Raw genomic sequence first — 16,437 nt, 5'->3', positions numbered from 1 at the left:
GGGAGCCGGGGAGACCCGCTGGCGTCCCCGGAATGAGGCGCAAGCCGAACGGATTTATGCGTATGCCATATGCGGCACCCGAAACGCGCCTGGCCCCCCATATCGCGCCGTCTGGCTGCACTTTTTTCGGGAACGCAGGGGTAACTAGGGGGTTGCCTTGGCATGCTTTCTGCTAACATTCCTCGTCCCTTTCGTGGCCGATCTTTGTGTTGATGCAAACGTCTTTGATGCGTTGCACAGCGGAGATCGACGCAAGAATGGCTTTTCTAGATTCAGCCGAATTTCCAGGAGATAGGCATGGCCCACAGCGTTGCAGATGTGATGAAGCTTGTGAAGGAAAACGACGTCAAGTTCGTCGACTTCCGTTTCACCGATACCAAAGGCAAAGAGCAGCACGTGTCGGTACCCGTGTCGCACTTCGATGAAGACAAGTTTGAAAGCGGCCACGCTTTCGACGGCTCGTCGATCGCCGGCTGGAAGGGTATCGAGGCTTCGGACATGCTGCTGATGCCGGATCCGAATACCGCTAACGTCGATCCGTTTTACGAAGAACCGACCCTGATCCTGACCTGCGACGTGGTTGAGCCGTCGGATGGCAAGGGCTACGACCGCGACCCGCGTTCCATCGCCAAGCGCGCCGAGGCTTACCTGAAGAGCACCGGCCTGGGCGACACCGCCTTCTTCGGCCCGGAACCCGAGTTCTTCATTTTCGACGGCGTGACCTGGAACATTGACATGCAGGGTTGCTCCGTCAAGATCCACTCGGAAGAAGCACCGTGGTCGTCGGGCAAGGAGTTCGAACACGGCAACAGCGGCCACCGTCCGGGCAAGAAGGGCGGCTACTTCCCGGTTGCCCCGATCGACACCTTCCAGGACATCCGTTCGGAAATGTGCCTGATCCTGGAATCGCTGGGCATCCCCGTGGAAGTCCACCACCACGAAGTGGCTGGCCAGGGCCAGAACGAAATCGGCACCAAGTTCAGCACGCTGGTGCAGCGCGCCGACTGGACGCAGCTGCAAAAGTACGTGATCCAGAACGTTGCCCACACCTACGGCAAGACTGCTACGTTCATGCCGAAGCCGGTCGTTGGCGACAACGGTTCGGGCATGCACGTGCACCAGTCCGTATGGAAGGATGGCCAAAACCTGTTCGCAGGCAACGGCTACGCTGGCCTGTCGGAATTCGCGCTGTACTACATCGGCGGCATCATCAAGCACGCTCGCGCGCTGAACGCCCTGACCAACCCGGGCACGAATTCGTACAAGCGTCTGGTGCCGGGCTTCGAAGCGCCGGTCAAGCTGGCTTACTCGGCTCGCAACCGTTCGGCATCGATCCGTATTCCGTACGTTGCCAACCCGAAGGGCCGTCGTATCGAGACCCGCTTCCCGGATCCGCTGATGAACCCGTACCTGGGCTTCTCGGCGCTGCTGATGGCTGGCCTGGACGGCGTGCAGAACAAGATCCACCCGGGCGAAGCTGCCGACAAGAACCTGTACGACCTGCCGCCGGAAGAGGATGCAAAGATCCCGACCGTGTGCTCCAGCCTCGACCAGGCCCTGGAATACCTCGACAACGACCGCGAGTTCCTGACGCGCGGCGGCGTTTTCTCCAACTCCATGATCGATGCCTACATCGAGCTGAAGATGGAAGAAGTGACCCGCTTCCGCATGACCACGCACCCGATCGAGTTCGATATGTACTACTCGCTGTAAGGCGAGGCGTTGCCAGGTTGTGACCGGGCAACAGTTGCACCAGGAAGGGGCGGCCTCGGCTGTCCCTTTTTGTTTTGCTCGCCGGTTTGATCGCTAGAATGGGGCTCCTTTCCCACCATCCCTGCTGATGTCAATGGACGCGCTCGAATTCCCGCTTTCCTCGCTTCGACCCATGCACCGGTTCAGTGCCTCCATGCACGTATCGGCGGCGGCCTGCGCCATCCTGGCGCTTGTGCTGTTGTGCTGGAGCCGGCCGGCCCCGGCGCAGTCGGATATCTATGTCTGCGCTGGCCCCAACGGCGTGCCTGAATACCGCAACGGCAACGGCGGCAAGGGCTGCAAGCGGCTCAGCCTGCCGGAAGTCACGACGGTGCCGGGCGGGCGCGTGAGCGCCCCTTCGGCGGGCAAGGGTGCCGGGCCTGCGATGGCGCCCACCGCGTTTCCGCGCGTGGACAGCGCGACCCAGAAAAGCCGCGATGGCGAGCGCCGCGCGGTGCTTGAACAGGAACTGCAAAGCGAGGAGGCCAAACTGGCCGCGCTGCGCGCCGAGTTCAACAACGGCCAGCCCGAGCGCCAGGGCAATGAACGTAACTACCAGAAGTACCTCGACCGCACCGCCATGCTGCGCGACGACATCGCGCGTGGCGAGGCCAATGCCGCTTCGCTGCGGCGCGAACTCTCCAATTTGAAGGACTAGCACTATGCGTCGCCTGATTCGCAGCGTCTCGCGCAAGGTGGCTTCGGCCGGGGCTGGCACGCCGGCCGAGGGTGGAGCCGTGGTGCTGCCATTGGGCGATGTGTCCTACCACCAGGGGCTGGACGTGGTCGCCAACCCCGTATTGCTGGTGCGCCAGCCCGGCCTGCGCATCGTCTACGCCAATCCCGCGGCCGAGGCCAGCTTCGCGGTGTCGCGCAAGGCCATGGTGGAGCTGTCGCTGGCAGACCTGTTCGGTGCTTCGGAAGAGCTCGGCAGCATGATCGAGACCGTGATTTCACGGCAGTTCGACGCGCGCCGGCAGGATGTGGTACTGCATCCGCCCCTGCAGGAGCCGATGCACGCGCATGTGGTGATCGGCGCGCTGGATGCCACGGCCGACACGGTACTGGTGGAAGTGCTTCCCAACGAGCAAAAGGTCCGCAGCGACCGCGAGGAGCGCATCCTCGACCTGACCTCGGCCAACAAGGAGCTCATCCGCAATCTGGCGCATGAGATCAAGAACCCGCTGGGCGGCATCCGAGGCGCGGCGCAATTGCTCGAGTTCGAGTTGCCTGACCGTTCGCTGCGGGAGTACACCCAGGTCATCATCAAGGAGTCGGACCGCCTGCAGACATTGGTGGACCGCCTGCTGGAGCCGCACCGCCATCCGCACATCGTGTCCGACCTCAACATCCACGAGGTGCTGGAGCGCGTGCGCTCGGTGGTACTGGCCGAATTCCCCTCCGGGCTGGATATCGTGCGCGACTACGACGCGAGCCTGCCCGACCTGCGCGGCGACATGGAGCAGTTGATCCAGGCCGTGCTCAACATCGTCCACAACGCTGCCCAGGCGCTCGCGGAGCGCGTGGCGCGGGGCGATGCGCAGATCATCCTGCGGACCCGGGTGGCCCGCCAGGTCACCATAGCGAAGCGATTATTCAAGCTGGCATTGGACTTGCATGTCATTGATAACGGTCCGGGCATCCCCGAGGATATCCGCGAACGCATCTTCTACCCGCTGGTGTCGGGCAGGGATGGCGGTAGCGGCCTCGGTCTCACACTCGCTCAAACCTTCGTGCAGCAGCACGAGGGCTTGATCGAATGCGAGAGCCGGCCGGGCTGTACCGACTTCCGTATCCTGCTGCCCCTGCATTGATCGCATCGGCGACAGCAATTGGAACTGCCCCAATGATTGCTGCCGACCGGCTTGCCGGCGGTGTGCGGCCAGGTTCACGGAAGACCAAATGACACCGAGCAGACAAGCGACGCACATGAAGCCGATCTGGATAGTCGACGACGATCAATCAATCCGCTGGGTTCTTGAGAAGGCCCTCGCCCGCGAAAGCCTGCTCTCACGCAGCTTCACCAACGTGCGCGACGTACTGGCCGCACTGGAAGACGATGAACCACAGGTCCTGATCTCCGATATCCGCATGCCGGGTGGCTCGGGCCTGGACCTGCTGCAAGCGCTCAAGGCGCGGCATCCGGGGCTGCCGGTCATCGTGATGACGGCATACTCCGACCTGGATAGCGCAGTAGCGGCCTTCCAGGGTGGCGCCTTCGAGTACCTGGCCAAGCCCTTCGACGTGGATAAGGCGGTCGAGCTGATTCGCCGCGCGCTGCAGGAAAGCCTGCGCGAGGAGGAGCTCGAAGACCGCCTGGTCGACGCGCCGGAAATCCTCGGCCAGGCGCCGGCCATGCAGGACGTGTTCCGCGCCATCGGCCGCCTGTCGCAATCGAACGTGACGGTGCTGATCACCGGCGAGTCCGGTACCGGCAAGGAACTGGTGGCGCAGGCGCTGCACAAGCACAGCCCGCGCGCCAACGGGCCCTTTATCGCCCTCAATACCGCTGCCATTCCAAAGGACCTGCTGGAGTCGGAGCTGTTCGGCCATGAGCGCGGCGCCTTTACCGGCGCGCAGACCATGCGCCGCGGCCGCTTCGAGCAGGCCGAGGGCGGCACGCTGTTCCTCGACGAAATCGGCGACATGCCGTTCGACCTGCAAACGCGCCTGCTGCGTGTGCTGTCGGATGGCAACTTCTACCGCGTGGGTGGCCACAATCCGCTGCGCGCCAACGTGCGCGTGATTGCTGCCACTCACCAGAACCTGGAAACGCGCGTCAAGGAAGGCCTGTTCCGCGAGGACTTGTTCCACCGCCTCAACGTGATCCGCCTGCGCTTGCCGCCGCTGCGCGAACGGCCGGAAGACATCACCCTGCTGGCGCGCCATTTCCTGCAGAAGAGTGCCAAGGAACTGGGCGTGGAGCCCAAGCGCATGTCGGACGAGGCCCTGGCCTATGTCAGCACACTGCCGTTCCCTGGCAACGTGCGTCAGCTGGAGAACCTGTGCAACTGGCTGACCGTGATGGCACCCGCGCAGACCATCGAGGTCAAGGACATGCCGGCCGAGATGATCGGCACTGGCACGGCGCCGGGCGGCGGCGCCGGCGCGGCGCGCCAGGCAGAGTTCCGGGCAGAGGGCAGGGCGGACGATGCCGACGGCCATGACGCCGTCGACTACGGCGCCGCGCCTTCCACCTTGGGCGGGGAGCCAGACACCGCGCTGGCTTACGCTGGCCGCTCGGCTGCGGCCAGCGCGCTGGCCGGCTGGGAGCACCTGCTGGCGGGGGAAGCCCGCGCCATGCTGGAGTCCGGCCAGCCGGAAGTCATGGATGCACTGACGCGGCGTTTCGAGAAGGCGGTGCTGGAGGCTGCGCTGGGCGTTACCCGCGGGCGCCGCGTCGAGGCGGCCACCCGCCTGGGCATTGGCCGCAATACCATCACGCGCAAGCTGCAGGAGCTGGGCTTCGATTGAATCGGGTCATGCCCGTCGTTGCAGCACATAAAAAAACAGCCGGGCTTGCCCGGCTGTTTTTTTTATGACGGCGCGCCTTTGGCAGGTCAGCCGCGCGCGGCCAGCAGAAGTTCAGCCATTTCCGCGAAGCCCTCGCCGCAGGCCGCCTCGGTGATATAGGCCGGTTTGGCTGGCAGCTGCGTCAGGATATCGCGGATATTAGCCACCCCGACCGACAGCGGGAAATGAGCAAACATGCTGGCGTCGTTCGCTGAGTCGCCGATAAACAGCCATTCCTCCCGTTCGGCATCCAGGTCCGCCCCCAGCAATTCCGCAGCGCACAATCGGCTCATGCTGAGCTTGTCGTGATCCCCGAACCAGCCATTGACGTGAATGGACGAGACCGTGGCGGTCATGCCGGCTTCCCGCATCAGCCCGGCAATGCGCTCGACCGCGGCGGGCGGCAGGGGTGCGACGTCCTCGGCGTGGTCGACGGCCAGGTCGGCGGCGTGCCAGGCCTGGTCCGAGGCCAGCGCGCAGCCTGGCACCTCTTGCACGATGCGTTTGCCAAGCGCGTGGATGCGCGCCAGGTTTTCGGCTCGCGTGGCGGCGTCGTCCAGGTAACGGGTCACCAGTTTGCCCGCGCGCAGGTGGGAGTAGAAGGCACCGTTTTCTCCGATGATGGCGTCCACCGGCCATAACCGCGTCAGGATCTCGGCCCAGGCGATGCAGCGTCCGGTGACCGGGATCACGTGCAGCCCGGCTGCCTTGAGGCGGTCGAGCGCCATGTAGGTGGCCGCCGGCAGCCTGCCGTCGGTGGTGATGGTGCCGTCGATATCGGTCAGTACGCCGCGAATCCGGCGCAGCGCCGGGGCGGGAAGGCTTTGTATGGCTTGCATAGCGCGAGATTCTACCCTGTCAAGCTGCCGATAAATCGTTGTCATATTATTGTAATTTAGTAGAAATGCCCGGTTTTCCAATCCAACAAGGCGGGGTAACATCCGCCTGTCACAAAAACTGCATACAGTCGGACGATTTTTGTCCAATGCCACAAGATAGAACAGGAGAGATTTCCATGACCGTAAAACGTACCGCGTTGACCCTGGCGGCTTTTGTCATGCTGGCCGGCGCTGGATCGGCCAATGCCGCCGTCGAGATCCAGTGGTGGCATTCGATGGAAGGTGCGCTCAATGAGAAGGTGAACGCGATCGCCACGCAGTTCAATGCCAGCCAGTCCGACTACAAGATCGTACCGATCTACAAGGGCCAGTACGACGAGTCGCTGGCGGCGGGCATCGCTGCCTTCCGCTCGGGCAACGCGCCCGCGATCCTGCAGGTATTCGAGGTGGGGACGGCCACCATGATGAGCGCCAAGGGTGCCATCAAGCCGGTGGCGACGGTCATGAAGGACGCTGGCGAAAAGTTCGACGCCAAGATGTACATCCCGGCGGTGGCTGGCTACTACACCTCGAACAAGGGTGAGATGCTGTCGTTCCCGTTCAATAGCTCCACCACGGTGATGTACTACAACAAGGACGCCTTCAAGAAGGCCGGGCTGGATCCGAACAAGCCGCCCGTGACCTGGCAAGAGGTGGCCACCGATTCCGCCAAGCTCAAGGCTGCCGGCATCTCTTGCGGTTACACCACCGACTGGCAGTCGTGGGTGCATCTGGAAAGCTTCTCGGCCTGGCACAACGTCTTGTTCGCCACCGAGAACAATGGCTTCGGTGGCACGGGCGCGCGCCTGGTGTTCAATTCGCCGCTGCACGTCAAGCATATTGCCAACCTGCTCGACATGCAGCAGAAGGGCTACTTTGTCTACGGCGGCCGCAAGGACGAGCCGAAGGCGAAGTTTATTGCCGGCCAATGCGCGATGCTGACCGGTTCCTCGGCGGCGCTGGCGAATATCCGCAAGAACGCCAAGTTCGATTTCACCGTGGCGCAACTGCCGTACGAGCAAGGCGTGCCGGGCGCCCCGCAAAACACCATCATCGGCGGTGCTTCGTTGTGGGTGATGGGTGGCAAGAAGGCCGAGGAATACAAGGGCGTAGCCAAGTTCTTCACCTATCTGTCGCGCCCCGAGGTGCAGGCCGACTGGCACCAGTCGACCGGCTACCTGCCGGTGACGATGGCAGCCTACGAACTCACCAAGAAATCGGGCTTCTATGAGAAGAACCCCGGCGCGGACGTGGCGGTCAAGCAGATGATCGTCAAGACCACGGACAAGTCGCGAGGCATCCGCCTGGGCAACTTCCCGCAGATCCGTACGGTGATCGACGAAGAGCTCGAAGCAGTGTGGACCGGCAAGAAGCAACCCAAGGAAGCACTGGATTCGGCGGTTGCGCGCGGCAATGAATTGCTGGAGCGTTTCCAGAAGACGGTCCGCGAATAAGCGCTGCGGCTTCTTGAGTGTTTAGGAGGCGGAGGCTGTGCCTCCGTCTTTGGTTTGTGCGGCAGCCTCGCCGCACTGGCTATGACTGATGACGCGCCGCGCATAGCGGTGGCTTGGATGCGTGATGGAAAAACGGGTCGTATTCCGATCTTCATGGTTGCCTTATCTGCTGGTGCTACCGCAGATGGCGGTGACGCTGATCTTCTTTTTTTGGCCGGCCGGACAGGCGCTGTATCAGTCTGTGCTGCGGCAGGATGCCTTCGGTATTGATCTCCAGTTCGTCGGCCTGGAGAACTTCCGCGATCTGTTCAGTGATGCGCAGTACCTGAACTCGTTTCGCGTCACGGGCGTGTTCGCCGTCGGGGTGACGCTGGTCGGGCTGACGGTCTCGCTGATGCTTGCCTACTTCGCCGATCGCGTGGTGCGGGGCGCCAGTGGCTACAAGATGCTGCTGATCTGGCCGTATGCCGTGGCGCCGGCGGTGGCGGGCGTGCTGTGGATGTTCATGTTCAACCCGACGCTGGGCGTGGTGTCCTACGCGCTGCATCGGTTCGGTGTGGACTGGAACTTCTTGCTCAATAGCAACCAGGCCATGCTGCTGGTGGTGCTGATCGCAGCGTGGAAGCAGATCAGCTACAACTTCCTGTTCTTCCTGGCCGGCTTGCAGAGCATCCCTAAATCGCTGATCGAGGCAGCCGCCATCGATGGCGCGGGGCCTTGGCGCCGGTTCTGGTCGATCATATTCCCGCTACTGTCGCCGACCACGTTCTTCCTGATGGTGATCAATGTGGTGTACGCCTTCTTCGACACCTTTGCCATTATCGATGCGGTGACCCATGGCGGCCCCGTCAACGCCACCAATACGCTGGTCTACAAGGTCTACCAGGATGGCTTCCGCGGACTCGATATCGGCGGGTCGGCTGCGCAGTCGGTTGTGCTGATGGGGATCGTGATTGTTCTCACGGTGGTGCAGTTCCGCTACGTGGAACGCAAGGTGCAGTACTGAAGGATTGGCAAAATGGTAGAACGACGACCCTTTCTAGATTTTCTCTCGCACCTGATGCTGGTGCTGGGCGTAGTGGTAGTGGCTTTCCCCGTCTATGTCACTTTTGTTGCCTCGACGCTGACCGCCGACGAGGTGCTGCAGGCACCGATGACGCTGCTGCCGGGCAGCCATTTTCTGGAGAACTATCGCACCGTGCTGGTAGCCGGCGTGGGCAATGCCGCCTCGCCTGTCTCCACCATGATGTTGAACAGCTTGATCATGGCGCTGGGCATCGCGCTGGGCAAGATCACGATCTCGATCATCTCGGCCTTCGCGGTGGTGTACTTCAAGTTCCCGCTGCGCAAGATCTTCTTCTGGATGATCTTCATCACGCTGATGCTGCCGGTGGAAGTGCGGATCCTGCCGACCTACAAGGTGGTGTCCGATCTCGGCATGCTGGACAGCTACTTCGGCCTGACCATCCCGATCATCGCCTCGGCGACCGCGACCTTCCTGTTCCGCCAGTTCTTCCTGACCATTCCGGATGAGTTGGCCGAGGCCGCGCGCATTGACGGCGCGGGGCCGCTGCGCTTCTTCAAGGACGTGGTGCTGCCGCTGTCCAAGACCAGCATCGCGGCGCTCTTTGTGATCCAGTTCATCTACGGCTGGAACCAGTACCTGTGGCCGCTCCTGATCACCACGCAGAAGTCGATGACGCCGGTGGTGGTGGGGGTCACGCAGATGATCTCCCGCTCCGGGGATGCCGCGACCGACTGGAACCTGGTGATGGCCACCGTGATGCTGGCCATGGTGCCGCCCGCGATCGTGGTGGTGCTGATGCAGAAGTGGTTCGTCAAGGGCCTGGTCGAAACCGAAAAATAAGCGGGTGGGGCGGGGCGTGCCCATGTGATGGCGCGCCCGCCACGCTTGCCCAGCGAGAAAGAATAGCAATGGCAAAACTGTCGCTTCGCAACGTACAGAAGACTTACGCCGGCAACGTCAAGGTTGTGCACGGCATCGATATGGAAATCAACGATGGCGAGTTCATCGTCATCGTCGGCCCCTCGGGCTGCGGCAAATCCACGCTGCTGCGCATGGTAGCCGGGCTGGAAGCCATCAGTGGCGGCGAGGTGCATATTGGCGACAAGATCGTCAATCACCTCGAGCCCGCGGAGCGGGACATCGCCATGGTGTTCCAGAACTACGCGCTCTACCCGCATATGAGCGTGTACGACAACATGGCCTACGGGCTGAAGATCCGTGGCATGGACAAGAGCGAGATCGAGCAGCGCGTCAAGCACGCCGCCGGCATCCTGGAACTGGCGCCGCTGCTCGAGCGCAAGCCGCGCGCGCTGTCGGGCGGCCAGCGTCAGCGCGTGGCCATGGGCCGGGCGATCGTGCGTGAGCCTGCCGTGTTCCTGTTCGACGAGCCGCTGTCCAACCTCGACGCCAAGCTGCGCGTGCAGATGCGCCTGGAGTTGAAGGAATTGCACCGCCGCCTGCGCACCACCAGCATGTATGTGACCCACGACCAGGTCGAAGCCATGACGCTGGCGGATCGCATGATGGTGCTCAACGGCGGGCGCGTGGAGCAGATCGGCACGCCGCTGGAAGTCTATGCGCGCCCGGCCAGCACCTTCGTGGCCAGCTTCATTGGCTCGCCGCCGATGAATCTGGTGCCGGTGGCGCGGACCAATGGCGGGCAGGGCGAAGCGCAGATGCGCGTGGAGCAGAAGCCGGGTGCGCAAGGCGCGCCTGCCACGCTCGGCCACCTGCCGATGGGCCTGCACCTGCCCGAGCGCGCGCTGCTCGGCCTGCGTCCGGAGCATATCGAGCCGTGCGCGGCGCATGAGGCGATCGCCGAGATCGAGGTCCGCCTGGTCGAGGCGCTCGGCGCCGACTCCTATGCCTACGGCACGCTGGGCAGCCAGCCGGTGGTGGTGCGGCTGGACAGCAATATGCCTGTGCGCAGCGGCGATCGCTTGCCGATCACGGCCACGGCCGAGCACCTGCATTTCTTCGACGCCGATTCCGGCAAGCGCATCGAGGCCTGACATGACCCTAGCCGCCTGGCCCTATCCGCGCCATGTCGCCCATCGGGGCGCGGGCAAGCTCGCACCCGAGAACACCCTGGCGGCATTCCGCCACGGCGCATCGTTTGGCTACCGCATGTTCGAGTTCGACGTGAAGCTGTCGGGCGACGGACGCCCGGTGCTGCTGCACGACGCCACGCTGGACCGGACCACCAACGGCCAGGGGCGGGCCGATGCGCTGACGTTGGGCGAGATCGCGATGCTGGACGCGGGCAGCTGGCACAGCCCCGCCTATGCCGGCGAACCAGTGCCCACGCTGGCGGCGATTGCTCGCTATACCCGTGCCAACGGCTTCTTCGTCAATATCGAGATCAAGCCCGTGCCCGGCGCGGAATGGCGCACCGGCGCGGCGGTAGCCCTCGACGCCCAGGCACTGTGGGCCGGCAGCGATGTGCTGCCGCTGCTGTCGTCATTCTCGGAAGAGTCGCTGGAAGCGGCCCGCAAGGCCGCGCCCGGCCTGCCGCGCGCGCTGCTGCTGGACAAGCTGCCGCCCGACTGGCTGGAGCGGCTGCGCCGGCTGGACTGCGTGGCGCTCGATGCCAACCATCGCGAGCTTACCGCCGAGGTCATCCAGGCGGCCCATGCGGCCGGCTTCCGGGTGGCCTGCTATACCGTCAATGACCCGGCGCGCGCGACGGAACTGCTGAGCTGGGGACTGGACACACTGATTACCGACGCGGTCGACCTGATCGCGCCGCGTCAGGCCTAGTCCACTAGTCCGCCCGGCGGTGCTGGCGCGGCCTGTTCATGCAGGCTGCGCCAACGCGTCGCGCACCGCATCGTCCACGCTCCAGCCGCGCCATATTTCCTCGGGCAGGGCGGGGTTGCTTGCATGCGCCAGCAGGTCGCGCACCTCGTCCTTGACCCGCGCGAGCCGCAGCGGCATGCCGTGGGCCTTCGCGAACACCGCCAGTTCGCCCAAGGCTTCAAGGGCAGTGCCGTCGAGGTCCGACGATTCTTCCAGGCTGAGTATCAGGCCGTACTGGGGATGCTCGCGCGCCAGCACCTGGCGCACGGTGCCCAGCACGCTATCGACATTGCCGAAGAACAGCGGCACTTCCGGGCGCGCGATCAGCAGTCCCTTGGGCGCAGTGGCCTCGGGGTGGCGCGCCGTGTCGACGAAGTCGTGGCTATCGGCCCAACGCCCCAGCCAGCTCACCTGCGGGCGCGACAAGCGCTGCAGCAGCATCGCCAGGCTGACCCCGATTGCCAGCAGCAGCCCATGCAGCACGCCCAGCAACAGCACGCCGGCAAAAGCGGTCACCGCGACCAGGCGGTCGCGCCGCCAGTCGAAATAAGGCCTGAGGCTGCCGGGGTTGAGGCTGTGCCCGACCGCGCGGATCACGATGGCCGCGAGTACCGCTTCTGGCGTGTGCGAGATCCAGGGAAGCAGGGTGCATACCGCGGCAAAGACCACGGCACCCGCAATCAAGCCGGCACGGCGGCTTTGCGCGCCGGCTGCTTCGTTAGCCGAGGTCCCGGAAAACCCCGCGCCCACCGGCATGCCCTGGAACAACCCCGAAGCGAGGTTGGCCAGCCCCAGCGCCGCCAGGTCGCGGTTGGGCGAGACGATGTCGCCGTGGCGCATGGCAAAGGTGCGGATCGAGCCGTAGCTCTCGGCATACAGGATCAGGGCCAGCGCGGCGGCCAGCTCGCCCACCCGCATCCAGTCGGCCATGCTCAGGTCCGGCACCCGGGGCGCGGAGAACTGCAGGGCGATGTTGCCGACGGCTGCCACGCCATGTGCCTGGGTCCAGCCGCTGAGGTCGAGCATGATGCCGGCGGCGATGACCAGCAGCGCGCCCGGCATGGCGCGCCAGCGCGCGAACACGTGCAGCAGCGCCAGCGCAACCAATGCCACCGCTGCGCCTGCCAGGTTCCAGTGGCGCCAGCTGGCGAGCAGCTCCCAAGCCAGGCGCAGGAAGTCGCCGTGCGCCGGATGCACGTCCAGGACCTTCGGGCATTGCTTGAGCACGATGGTCAGCGCCAGTCCCAGCGCGAAGCCACGCAGCACCGGCTTGGCGATCAGGTTGGAGATCGCCCCCAGGTGCGCCAGCGACGCCAGCAGGAACAGCACCCCCGCCAGCAGGATCACGCCTGCGCCGAGGGCGATGCGCAGTCCGGCGTCGCCCTCGGCCGCAGCCGTGGTGACTGCCAGCAGCACCGCGGCAGACGACGAGGTGGCTGAAACGATGGCAAAGCGGCTGCTGCCAAGCAGGCCGTAGACCAGCAGGCCCGCGAACAGCGCGATCACGCCGGCTTGCGGCGGCAGCCCGGCAATGCCGGAATAGGCCACGGCCTCGGGCAGCAGCAGTCCGGCGATGGCCAGGCCGGCCACCAGGTCTGCACGCCATGTGACGGAAGCAGCGCCCGGCGCCGAGGCGTCGGCGGTGGGGGAGGGCATCATTGGCGGGGCCGGGCGCTGGCCCGCGGCAGGTGTGGCAAGAGATGCATGGATCGCTCCTTTGGTTTACGGCTCCATGCTATCGAACGCATGGGTTTCGACATCTCCTACGGGAGGCGGTCTTGGCCGCTTCGCAACACTGCGAAGCGGCCCGCGCGCGTTACGGCAAATTTCCCTCGGCTCACGCGGCAAACGTGCTATTCTTATGCGAGTGAAGACTTAGGTCCTTCCACGCACAACTGACCCTTTCAGGGCGACTGAACAGATCGGCACCCGCTGCGGTGCCGTTTGCATAATGATGCATTTAATGTGTTTCAGTTGCTGCCCGGAAAGAGTTGTTTGCAATCCGCTAACCGGTCAAGCCGTGTCGCGGAAGGTTGATGAACCCGCTTTATTCCGGCATTCCCGGATAATAGTGAGCGCCCCATGATGCAGCAGTATCAGAGCAATTCGTACCTCTTCGGCGGCAATGCCCCCTATGTAGAAGAGCTGTACGAGGCCTACCTCGAAAATCCCTCCTCGGTTCCCGATAACTGGCGCGCGTACTTCGACGCGATGCAGAACGTGCCGGCTGTCGATGGCTCCAACGCCCGCGATATCCCCCACGCTCCCATCGTCGCCTCGTTCGCTGAGCGTGCCAAGGCGGGCCCGATCAAGACTATTGTTGCCTCGGCCGACTCCGATATGGGGCGCAAGCGCGTTGCTGCCACGCAGCTGATCGCCGCTTACCGCAACATCGGTTCGCACTGGGCAGACCTGGATCCGCTCAAGCGCCAGGAGCGTCCGCCCCTGCCGGACCTCGACCCCGCGTTCTACGGCTTCTCCGAAAGCGATCTCGACATCGTCTTCAACGCCAGCAATACGTATTTCGGCAAGGAATCGATGAGCCTGCGCGAGCTGCTCAACAACCTGCGCGAAACGTACTGCAGCAGCATCGGCGCCGAGTTCATGTACATCAGCGACCAGGCGCAAAAGCGCTGGTGGCAAGAGCGCCTGGAAACCACGCGTTCCAAGCCGGTGTTCACCCTCGAGAAGAAGAAGCACGTGCTCGACCGCCTGACCGCGGCCGAAGGCCTGGAGCGCTTCCTCCACACCAAGTACGTTGGCCAGAAGCGCTTCTCGCTGGAAGGCGGCGAAAGCTTCATCGCTGCCATGGACGAACTGATCCAGCACAGCGGCAGCAAGGGCGTGCAGGAAATCGTGATCGGCATGGCCCACCGCGGCCGCCTGAACGTGCTGGTCAATACGCTTGGCAAGATGCCGGCTGACCTGTTCGCCGAGTTCGAAGGCAAGCACGTCGATGACCTGCCGGCCGGCGACGTGAAGTACCACAAGGGCTTCTCCAGCGACGTCTCCACCGAAGGCGGCCCGGTCCACCTGTCGCTCGCCTTCAACCCGTCCCACCTGGAAATCGTCAACCCGGTCGTCGAAGGCTCGGTCAAGGCCCGCCAGGAACGCCGCGGCGAGCCCGCGGGCCATGCGGAAGTGCTGCCGGTGCAAGTGCACGGCGACGCGGCATTCGCAGGCCAGGGCGTGGTGATGGAAACGCTGAATCTGGCACAGACCCGCGGCTACGGCACGGGCGGCACGATGCACATCGTGATCAACAACCAGATCGGCTTCACCACCTCGGATCCGCGCGACTCGCGTTCCACGCTGTATTGCACCGACGTCGTCAAGATGATCGAGGCACCGGTGCTGCACGTCAACGGCGACGATCCTGAAGCCGTGGTGTTCGCCATGCAGCTGGCCGTGGACTTCCGCATGGAGTTCAAGAAGGATGTCGTGGTCGACATCATCTGCTTCCGCAAGCTGGGCCACAACGAGCAGGACACCCCGGCCGTTACCCAGCCGCTGATGTACAAGAAGATCGCCCAGCACCCGGGCACGCGCAAGCTGTACGCTGACAAGCTGACCGCGCAGAACCTGGTGGCTGCCGACTTCGGCGACCAGCTGGTCAAGGAATACCGTGCCGCGATGGACGCGGGCAAGCACACGGTCGACCCCGTCCTGTCGAACTTCAAGAACAAGTTCGCCGTGGACTGGATGCCGTTCCTGAACCGCAAGTGGACCGACGCCGCCGACACCGCCGTGCCGGTGACCGAGCTCAAGCGCCTGGCCGAACGCATCACCACCATCCCCGAGCACCTCAAGCTGCATCCGCTGGTCGAGAAGGTGGTGAAGGATCGCGCCAACATGGGCCGCGGCGACCAGCCGCTGGACTGGGGCATGGGCGAGCATCTGGCCTTCGCTTCGCTGGTGGCTTCGGGCTACCCGGTGCGCATCACCGGCCAGGACGCCGGCCGTGGCACCTTTACCCACCGCCACTCGGTGCTGCACGACCAGAACCGCGAGCGCTGGGATGCAGGCAGCTACGTGCCCCTGCAGAACGTGTCGGAAAACCAGGCACCGTTCACGGTGATCGACTCGGTGCTGTCGGAAGAGGCTGTGCTCGGCTTTGAATACGGCTTCTCCACCGCTGAGCCGAACGCACTCGTGATCTGGGAAGCCCAGTTCGGCGACTTCGTCAACGGCGCCCAGGTGGTGATCGACCAGTTCATCTCCTCCGGCGAAGTGAAGTGGGGCCGCGCCTCGGGCCTGACCCTGATGCTGCCGCACGGCTACGAAGGCCAGGGCCCGGAACACAGCTCGGCGCGCATCGAGCGCTTCCTGCAGCTGTGCGCGGACCACAACATGCAAGTCTGCCAGCCGACCACCCCGGCCCAGATCTTCCACCTGCTGCGCCGCCAGATGATCCGTCTGTTCCGCAAGCCGCTGGTGATCATGACGCCGAAGTCGCTGCTGCGTAACAAGGAGGCGGTCTCGCCGCTGTCCGACCTGGCCAAGGGTCACTTCGAGACGGTCATCCCCGATCACGAAGAACTGAACGCCAGCAAGGTCAAGCGCGTGATCATGTGCTCGGGCAAGGTCTACTACGACCTGGTCAACACCCGCAAGGAACGCGGCGCAACCGACACGGCCATCATCCGCATGGAACAGCTGTATCCGTTCCCGCACAAGGCAGTGGCAGCCGAGCTGAAGAAGTACCCGAACGCCAACGAAATCGTGTGGTGCCAGGACGAGCCGCAGAACCAGGGTGCCTGGTTCTTCGTCCAGCACTTCATCATGGAAAACATGGCGGAAGGCCAGAAGCTCGGTTACGCGGGTCGTCCCGCCTCGGCATCGCCGGCGGTGGGCTACTACGCCAAGCACAACGAGCAACAAAAGGCGCTGCTGGATGCGGCGTTCTCCAAGCTCAAGGGCTTTGTCCTGACCAAATGATCGTGGCCAGCATGGCGGCGCGCGCGAAGAGCGCGCACCGCCATGTTTTTTGCCACCTGCCTTAAGCAAAAACGAA

At 64.0% G+C, this 16,437-nt stretch carries 12 protein-coding genes; 10 read left to right on the top strand and 2 right to left on the bottom strand.

The genetic code is table 11. The features are described from left to right. Positions 1-297: 297 nt before the first annotated feature. The 4 genes from A9975_RS23995 to ntrC all read left to right on the top strand — a co-directional run bounded on the left by A9975_RS23995 (position 298) and on the right by ntrC (position 5,226). Complete coding sequence (locus tag A9975_RS23995) at positions 298-1,713, top strand: 3-hydroxylaminophenol mutase (RefSeq protein WP_043347388.1); 1,416 nt, start codon at positions 298-300, stop codon at positions 1,711-1,713. Between the two features lie 133 nt (positions 1,714-1,846). Then, complete coding sequence (locus A9975_RS23990) at positions 1,847-2,410, top strand: DUF4124 domain-containing protein (RefSeq protein ID WP_370565373.1); 564 nt, start codon at positions 1,847-1,849, stop codon at positions 2,408-2,410. A gap of 4 nt (positions 2,411-2,414) precedes the next feature. Continuing rightward, positions 2,415-3,566 carry a nitrogen regulation protein NR(II) gene (glnL, locus tag A9975_RS23985; protein WP_006157794.1) on the top strand — a complete coding sequence of 384 codons (1,152 nt, stop codon included), beginning with the start codon at positions 2,415-2,417 and terminating at the stop codon, positions 3,564-3,566. 115 nt (positions 3,567-3,681) lie between these two features. Beyond that, the gene (gene ntrC, locus A9975_RS23980) at positions 3,682-5,226 is read left to right on the top strand and encodes a nitrogen regulation protein NR(I) (protein ID WP_183035096.1); all 1,545 of its coding nucleotides are present in this window, start codon (positions 3,682-3,684) and stop codon (positions 5,224-5,226) included. Positions 5,227-5,312: 86 nt separating this feature from the next. Here ntrC and A9975_RS23975 read toward each other — a convergent pair whose 3' ends face one another. Next, a complete protein-coding gene (locus A9975_RS23975; RefSeq protein ID WP_183034991.1) occupies positions 5,313-6,104 on the bottom strand; it encodes an HAD-IIB family hydrolase in 792 nt (263 codons plus the stop codon). 176 nt (positions 6,105-6,280) lie between these two features. Here A9975_RS23975 and ugpB point away from each other — a divergent pair, with 176 nt between their 5' ends. The 5 genes from ugpB to ugpQ all read left to right on the top strand — a co-directional run bounded on the left by ugpB (position 6,281) and on the right by ugpQ (position 11,384). Beyond that, entirely contained in the window at positions 6,281-7,597 is a 1,317-nt protein-coding gene (gene ugpB / locus A9975_RS23970) for a sn-glycerol-3-phosphate ABC transporter substrate-binding protein UgpB (protein ID WP_183034990.1), read from the top strand. A 124-nt stretch (positions 7,598-7,721) separates the two neighbouring features. Continuing rightward, positions 7,722-8,603 carry a sn-glycerol-3-phosphate ABC transporter permease UgpA gene (ugpA, locus tag A9975_RS23965; RefSeq protein WP_174423278.1) on the top strand — a complete coding sequence of 294 codons (882 nt, stop codon included), beginning with the start codon at positions 7,722-7,724 and terminating at the stop codon, positions 8,601-8,603. Positions 8,604-8,615: 12 nt separating this feature from the next. Next, positions 8,616-9,464 carry a sn-glycerol-3-phosphate ABC transporter permease UgpE gene (ugpE, locus tag A9975_RS23960; protein ID WP_183034989.1) on the top strand — a complete coding sequence of 283 codons (849 nt, stop codon included), beginning with the start codon at positions 8,616-8,618 and terminating at the stop codon, positions 9,462-9,464. Between the two features lie 68 nt (positions 9,465-9,532). Beyond that, complete coding sequence (locus A9975_RS23955; RefSeq protein WP_183034988.1) at positions 9,533-10,636, top strand: sn-glycerol-3-phosphate import ATP-binding protein UgpC; 1,104 nt, start codon at positions 9,533-9,535, stop codon at positions 10,634-10,636. A 1-nt stretch (position 10,637) separates the two neighbouring features. Continuing rightward, the gene (ugpQ, locus tag A9975_RS23950; protein ID WP_183034987.1) at positions 10,638-11,384 is read left to right on the top strand and encodes a glycerophosphodiester phosphodiesterase; all 747 of its coding nucleotides are present in this window, start codon (positions 10,638-10,640) and stop codon (positions 11,382-11,384) included. Between the two features lie 36 nt (positions 11,385-11,420). Here ugpQ and A9975_RS23945 read toward each other — a convergent pair whose 3' ends face one another. Then, complete coding sequence (locus A9975_RS23945) at positions 11,421-13,082, bottom strand: SulP family inorganic anion transporter (RefSeq protein WP_183034986.1); 1,662 nt, start codon at positions 13,080-13,082, stop codon at positions 11,421-11,423. A gap of 423 nt (positions 13,083-13,505) precedes the next feature. Between A9975_RS23945 and A9975_RS23940 the strand changes: the two genes are divergently transcribed. Next, complete coding sequence (locus tag A9975_RS23940) at positions 13,506-16,361, top strand: 2-oxoglutarate dehydrogenase E1 component (RefSeq protein WP_183034985.1); 2,856 nt, start codon at positions 13,506-13,508, stop codon at positions 16,359-16,361. Positions 16,362-16,437 lie beyond the last annotated feature (76 nt).

It is taken from the genome of Cupriavidus sp. UME77 (genome assembly GCF_014170355.1).
GTDB lineage: Bacteria > Pseudomonadota > Gammaproteobacteria > Burkholderiales > Burkholderiaceae > Cupriavidus > Cupriavidus basilensis.
This window is presented reverse-complemented; position numbering and strand designations above follow the sequence as displayed.

Excerpts from the sequence above, each read along its gene's own strand:
- A9975_RS23990 (WP_370565373.1), top strand. The coding sequence starts at position 1,847 with ATGGACGCGCTCGAATTCCCGCTTTCCTCGCTTCGACCCATGCACCGG.
- ugpB (WP_183034990.1), top strand. The coding sequence starts at position 6,281 with ATGACCGTAAAACGTACCGCGTTGACCCTGGCGGCTTTTGTCATGCTG.
- ugpA (WP_174423278.1), top strand. The coding sequence starts at position 7,722 with ATGGAAAAACGGGTCGTATTCCGATCTTCATGGTTGCCTTATCTGCTG.
- A9975_RS23945 (WP_183034986.1), bottom strand. The coding sequence starts at position 13,082 with ATGATGCCCTCCCCCACCGCCGACGCCTCGGCGCCGGGCGCTGCTTCC.
- glnL (WP_006157794.1), top strand. The coding sequence starts at position 2,415 with ATGCGTCGCCTGATTCGCAGCGTCTCGCGCAAGGTGGCTTCGGCCGGG.
- ugpQ (WP_183034987.1), top strand. The coding sequence starts at position 10,638 with ATGACCCTAGCCGCCTGGCCCTATCCGCGCCATGTCGCCCATCGGGGC.
- A9975_RS23995 (WP_043347388.1), top strand. The coding sequence starts at position 298 with ATGGCCCACAGCGTTGCAGATGTGATGAAGCTTGTGAAGGAAAACGAC.
- A9975_RS23955 (WP_183034988.1), top strand. The coding sequence starts at position 9,533 with ATGGCAAAACTGTCGCTTCGCAACGTACAGAAGACTTACGCCGGCAAC.
- ugpE (WP_183034989.1), top strand. The coding sequence starts at position 8,616 with ATGGTAGAACGACGACCCTTTCTAGATTTTCTCTCGCACCTGATGCTG.
- ntrC (WP_183035096.1), top strand. The coding sequence starts at position 3,682 with ATGAAGCCGATCTGGATAGTCGACGACGATCAATCAATCCGCTGGGTT.
- A9975_RS23940 (WP_183034985.1), top strand. The coding sequence starts at position 13,506 with ATGATGCAGCAGTATCAGAGCAATTCGTACCTCTTCGGCGGCAATGCC.
- A9975_RS23975 (WP_183034991.1), bottom strand. The coding sequence starts at position 6,104 with ATGCAAGCCATACAAAGCCTTCCCGCCCCGGCGCTGCGCCGGATTCGC.